This window comes from Phytobacter sp. V69 (assembly GCF_965644215.1).
In the GTDB taxonomy this organism is placed as follows: domain Bacteria; phylum Pseudomonadota; class Gammaproteobacteria; order Enterobacterales; family Enterobacteriaceae; genus Phytobacter.
Genome location: NZ_CBFFRL010000595.1, coordinates 1 through 251 on the forward strand (window position 1 = coordinate 1; position 251 = coordinate 251).

At 51.8% G+C, this 251-nt stretch carries 1 pseudogene; it reads left to right on the forward strand.

The features are described 5' to 3' along the window. A pseudogene (locus ACSZPU_RS26555) lies at positions 1 to 181 on the forward strand (transposase); the annotation flags it as partial. Positions 182 to 251: the final 70 nt, after the last annotated feature.

Sequence of the window (251 nt, forward strand, 5' to 3'; positions counted from 1 at the left end):
GGCTCAACTGTGCCGCGAGCATGGTATGAGCAATGCCAGTTTCTATAAGTGGCGCTCGCGCTTTGGCGGGATGGATGCCTCCATGATGACCCGCCTGAAAGAGCTGGAAGACGAAAACCGTCGCCTCAAAAAGATGTATGCCGAAGAGCGACTCAAAGCCGAAATTATTCAGGATGTAGTGGTCAACTAATTTTGGCCACACGACCTGACTGTTCGTGGAACAGCCGCTCTGATTCATTTGGCGTTAAGCC